This is a genomic window from Sulfuricaulis sp., assembly GCF_040901545.1.
In the GTDB taxonomy this organism is placed as follows: Bacteria; Pseudomonadota; Gammaproteobacteria; order Acidiferrobacterales; family Sulfurifustaceae; genus Sulfuricaulis.
Genome location: NZ_JBBDYL010000030.1, coordinates 1 through 4,745, shown reverse-complemented (window position 1 = coordinate 4,745; position 4,745 = coordinate 1). Strand labels below are relative to the sequence as shown.

Annotated in this window: 7 protein-coding genes; 1 reads left to right on the top strand and 6 read right to left on the bottom strand. The window is 59.9% G+C overall.

Annotation, left to right across the window (positions count from 1 at the left end):
* Window positions 1-198: 198 nt before the first annotated feature.
* Together WD823_RS05240 and WD823_RS05235 are read right to left on the bottom strand one after the other, a co-directional pair.
* Window positions 199-1,551: a type II toxin-antitoxin system HipA family toxin gene (locus WD823_RS05240; protein WP_368428430.1), complete on the bottom strand. Its 1,353-nt coding sequence runs from the start codon at window positions 1,549-1,551 to the stop codon at window positions 199-201.
* The gene (locus tag WD823_RS05235; protein WP_368428429.1) at window positions 1,551-1,808 is read right to left on the bottom strand and encodes an XRE family transcriptional regulator; all 258 of its coding nucleotides are present in this window, start codon (window positions 1,806-1,808) and stop codon (window positions 1,551-1,553) included. The genes WD823_RS05240 and WD823_RS05235 overlap by 1 nt, the downstream gene beginning before the upstream one ends.
* Window positions 1,809-1,986: 178 nt before the next feature.
* Between WD823_RS05235 and WD823_RS05230 the strand changes: the two genes are divergently transcribed.
* Window positions 1,987-2,172 (top strand): TrkA C-terminal domain-containing protein, encoded by a 186-nt coding sequence (locus tag WD823_RS05230; protein WP_368428428.1) that lies wholly within the window; start codon window positions 1,987-1,989, stop codon window positions 2,170-2,172.
* 42 nt (window positions 2,173-2,214) lie between these two features.
* Here WD823_RS05230 and WD823_RS05225 read toward each other — a convergent pair whose 3' ends face one another.
* The 4 genes from WD823_RS05225 to WD823_RS05210 form a co-directional block, all read right to left on the bottom strand.
* Window positions 2,215-2,601 (bottom strand): type II toxin-antitoxin system VapC family toxin, encoded by a 387-nt coding sequence (locus WD823_RS05225; protein WP_368428427.1) that lies wholly within the window; start codon window positions 2,599-2,601, stop codon window positions 2,215-2,217.
* Complete coding sequence (locus WD823_RS05220; RefSeq protein WP_368428426.1) at window positions 2,598-2,882, bottom strand: type II toxin-antitoxin system Phd/YefM family antitoxin; 285 nt, start codon at window positions 2,880-2,882, stop codon at window positions 2,598-2,600. The genes WD823_RS05225 and WD823_RS05220 overlap by 4 nt, the downstream gene beginning before the upstream one ends.
* Window positions 2,883-2,953: 71 nt before the next feature.
* Window positions 2,954-3,643 carry a prepilin-type N-terminal cleavage/methylation domain-containing protein gene (locus WD823_RS05215; RefSeq protein WP_368428425.1) on the bottom strand — a complete coding sequence of 230 codons (690 nt, stop codon included), beginning with the start codon at window positions 3,641-3,643 and terminating at the stop codon, window positions 2,954-2,956.
* Between the two features lie 267 nt (window positions 3,644-3,910).
* On the bottom strand, window positions 3,911-4,639 hold the full coding sequence (locus tag WD823_RS05210) for a hypothetical protein (protein ID WP_368428424.1): 729 nt from the start codon (window positions 4,637-4,639) through the stop codon (window positions 3,911-3,913).
* Window positions 4,640-4,745: the final 106 nt, after the last annotated feature.

Genomic DNA, 4,745 nt, shown 5'->3' with positions numbered 1-4,745 from the left:
AAATGGGGAGCATGCGCTCCCCATTTTTGTACACACCTTTGCGGAACGGCTAGGCGCGGGGTGGACTTTTTCATTATGGATAAAGGAGTTCGGATTGCATGAGCGCCCTGTCGGTCAGCTCGGAGAAGAAGACCTGGAAAGGCGAATCGAAGGAAGTGACGGAGACGGGCTTCGTCATTGGTTGCCCGCCGCAATTATCTATGTCTGTCGGACGCTTGTTTCCTTATGCGCAAGGCGTACTGCGGACTCATGGAGACCTGCGAGAATGGTCTCGGCCAGGTGCGGCGGAAAGCCTGCGGGCAATTCTTGGCGAACCTGCTCGATCACGTGCGGCGTCTGTTGCAGCACCTCGTCCACGAGTTCGCGGGCAGTAGCGGCAAAACCGCACTTGAGCGCGGTAGTGTTGATGTACCGCCTGCGCACCTGGTCAGCAACGTAGTGACGATTCTTGCCTAGCCACGCCATGGCCATGCGAACTTTCCGCGCGGGAATGAGATTTTGGCCGTTGCCGATGACCGGCCAGGCCGACAGCACGTCGTACATGGGGGTGAGGTGGAAACGGTCTCCGGCTTCAAGGACGACGCTAAAATTCTTTGCGTGACCGTCGGTGGCGCGTAGCATCCAGAACACGAGCTGCGTTTTCAGAAAGGTACGGATATCGTCGTTACGTCGGGTTGACTGTGCCAGTAATCTGCAAATGCGTACCATCCCGGGGCCCCCATCCGCTTCGTATTTATTGTCGGCCGCTGTAGCCGTGGCTTGGCAGAAGTCTTCTTGGGGCAGGCGCAGCCAATGCGTTTTTGATCTGGCGAGTCTGCGGTCAAGGCGCTCGACCACCAGGCACTTGGTGTGACCGAACGTGCGGATGCTGCACGACGCCGCGGGAATGCCGTAGGCGTGCAGTATGCGCGAGCACATCCACTCGTTTTCTACCGAGGTGCTCATGTCAGCCTGTCGGGCTCCCACCAGCCCCAAAGGCAGCTTCAGGATGTGGGTTGTGGGTGTCGAACCCCGGGGCTTGCACCAGCCGCCGTTATGCCATAGCAGCGCGGTTTTTTCCTGGGCGCCGGCGATGGATATACGAAGGTCATCCTCGTCACGCGGAGACAGAGGACCTGGAGCGTGGACGGCGTTTTTCAGGACGGCCTGTACCCCCAGCTCGTCCAGCGGTTCAGCGTAGATGCCGGCGATGTCTTCCGGGGGCTGTCCGGGCTCCAGCAACTGAACCGCCCCCGCGCAATCGCGACCCACTGCCGCCAGCAGTGAAAAAGCATCGCGACCGGGTGTTTGAAACTTGGCCTGTAACCGCTTACGGATGGGCTCGCTATCGGGCAACAGGTTGTCAAAAAAATCGCTGACAAACTGCCCCCGAATGACAGGATTGGCCGGCGTGGCAGGCAGCGATAAGGACAGCGAGCGAAAAGCCGGGGAACCGAACCAGGCTTCGTCGTAGGCGAACTCCGGCTCGCCGCGGTTCGCCAGTTTCCAGGTGCCGACGAATTCGCCGTTCATCCACACGGCCAAGACAAGGGTTTTCGAAGGCCGCCCCATTACCACTCCGTTTCGCGAGTGGAGTCACCGGGGGACGCCTGTTCGCGATCCTGGACAACCAGTTCAAGCCCAAGGGCTGCAAGTAACCCGAGCAGCCTGTCGACGGTGATTCGACCCGGCCGCAGTTCAAGGCTCGACTGGCGTTTCTGGCTGATGCCAACCTTGGCACCCAGTTCCTGCTGGTTCAGGCCCAATGCCTTGCGTCGGCCCGCAAGCAGCTGCCCGAGTTGCTGGTTGGTGCGAATGGACTGTTTCATGGCATATACTCATTTTATGAGTATATGCAAAATACCCGCTAACCAAGTAAATGTCAATTACTCTTCAGACGAGTATGATCAGACAACGATCAATGCCGTGCTCCGCAAGCACATGCAAGCCCGGAAGCAGCGGACCGGTTAGCGTATCCGGTCGCAATCCCGCCGGGGGCGAAGACGATTGGCAGGAGCCCTTGCCGAGATCGACCTTGCCAGCTTCGATGTCGAAGTCACGGCGGTGCGCCGGCGCAACGTGCGCACGATGACGCCGGCTGCCGACATGCGGGTGGAAGTGGGCGACGTGCTGGTGCTGCTCGGCGCGGAGGACGACTTCGCCGCCGCGGAAATGAAGCTGGTGCAGGGATGAAAAAGCCCGCGCGGGGCGGACTTTTTCATAAAGGTGCGCGACTCACCACGCCGTGCGCACCGGGTACTGCGTGATGAGCGGGTCAGGTGTCAGGATGGTCAGGCCGTGCTCGATCGCTTGGCATACCAGCACTCGGTCAAACGGGTCTTTATGAATATCCGGGAGACGCGGTAACTGCAGGACCGATGGTTCATCGAGCGCAAGCTCGGAAACGCCGTGCATTGCCCGGAATTTCGGCACGAACTGCTGCGGCGCCTCGCTCAAGGTCAAACCCCCCAGCTTGTGCTTGATGCAAATTTCCCATGCCGACACCGAGCTGAGGAGCACCTCGTTCGCCGGGTCAACGAGGTTATTCCGGCAGGCTTCTGAAAGTCGCGCCTGGTCGCTCACCATCCACAGAAAGGTGCAGGTATCGAGCAGGAACCTCACTCGCGGCGTCCTTCGAACGTGGCGATGATGTCATCCGGAAGTGGATCAAAGAACCGCGGATGGATTTGCACCTTGCCTTTCGCGAGGCCCAGCGGCCGGGGCTTCCTGGGAACCGACGGCAGCGCGCGCACCTCCGCAATCGGGGTGTTACGCTTGCAGATGACCAGGGTTTCACCCGGCTTCAGCCGTGCGAGGTAGCGCGAGAGATGAGTCTTGGCCTCATGAATGTTCAGCTTGATCATAAGTCGATTGTGAACCATGAAGTGAACTAAGTCAATCAAGTCGCGGTCACGGGGGCCGGGGCAACAAAAAAGCCCGCGCGAGGCGGGCTTTTCTGGAGGTCTGGCGGAGCTTAGAACAGGCTCGAGGCACCACAGTTGGTTACTGGAGCCGCGGCATTCCACGGACCGTTGGCGGCAACATAGCACGTACCAACCGCACCTCCAGTGGGTGCTGTCCCGCCACCTGTGGTCTGTCCTGGATACGCGGAGAAGCGAAATGTGCCGCCATCTGCCACGCCATCGTCGATCTTACGATCCACCTCGGCGAGAATATCCGACGGAACCTGGTTTCCGGTTTTCAGGTTATGGCGGTTTGTCGCGGTGCCGGCATACACAGAGTCGTAAATCAACTGGAGAAACCGCGCATACGGATTTGTGGGGGCCGAGGCAGTTGTCTCTGCACCGCCAAGATAGGTATAACTGCCGTTGATGAAACCCGCCCGAGACAGGTGTTCCCACGCCGCGATTTGCTCGTCGACGGCATCGCCCGCGGCGATCGTCCGAATTTGTCCGTTGTTGTTGCCGTTCGTGGTTGCGCCCGCAATGTTGGCCACGGCCCCGTTGTAGTCGCCGGGCAGCGCACGGAAACGGTCGAGGAACCCGAAGTAGGCCGCCTTGATGCCGTCCTGCTGCGAGATCAGGTTACGCACGCGCGCGCTGGTGATCAGTTCCTGGCCCTTGAGCACGCCGCCCAGCAGCAGGCCGATAATGACCAGCACGATCGCGATTTCGATCAGGGTGAAACCCTTTTGTTTTTTCATGACGTCCATCCTTGGTGTGCAACGCATGTTGCGGTCAAAAAATTCCGCAAGAAACGTGCCATTTTGAGCGAATCGCTGAGTTCGCCTAGCCGGTACCGTGCAAGATCGCTGCCAAATCGCGACCCTACCCGGACATGATTTATAACACACTGTTAATCAACACGTTTTTTCAGCTTCTTCCGTTCGCACCTTTTGAAGCGGCTTATCAGATTGCAGAAGTTACCCCATGAAAACATTGAAAGTCTTGAAAATCATCCCTGCCGGGCGTCAATTTTTCGACGGTGGTGACGATTTTCCGGCGTTTTTCAGTTCGTCCAGGCGCTGGGTCAGGAAGTGGATTTCCTTGTCATCGGTGACCTCGCCACTTGCGAGCAGGCCGCCGAGCAGCACCGTGGCACTCTCGCGCTCGCCCAGGTCCTCGAGAATGAAAATCCGCATCTGGCGGGCCCAGTTCGAAGCGTCCCGCGCGTGCCGGGTAATGTCCTCGGCATAACGGAGCGCCAGCGGCATGTCCTTCAGCCGGTGCTTGGCCATGATGGCGGAATGGGCGAGCCAGCGCCAGCGCCGGTCCGGGTCGCGCAGGAATTCGCGGTGGACGAAGTCCATCATGAGCCTCTGTTTGCGCTCGTCGGGCACCTGTCCGTAAAGCTGCGACGCCATCATCAGCGGATACTGTCCCACCGGGTCCAGCGCGAGAATCGATTCCAGCCAGCGAATCACCCGCGGATAGTCGAGCTCCAGGAAGGGGATGCTGACCCCGGGCTGGTTGTCGAACGCCTGCAGATAGAGCGTAAGCCATTGGGCCAGCGCGATCGGTTCCCCGAGACTTACCACCCGCAGCACGGCGCCTGGCGGCGGTTCCTGCAGCGTATCCGCCCGCGCGCCGGGCTTGGGCTGCAGCGCCTGCCAGGCAATCTGCAGCGCGAGCGCCATCGCCAGGAGGGCGAGGACCGGCCGCGGCACCACGCTGATCGCGCGTTCCTCGCTCCGTCTCATATTCGTGGCTCGTGGCTCGTGGTTCGTGGTTCGTGGCTCGTGGTTCGTGGCTCGTGGTTCGTGGCTCGTGACGCAACGTTCAACGATCAACGAACAACGAACAACG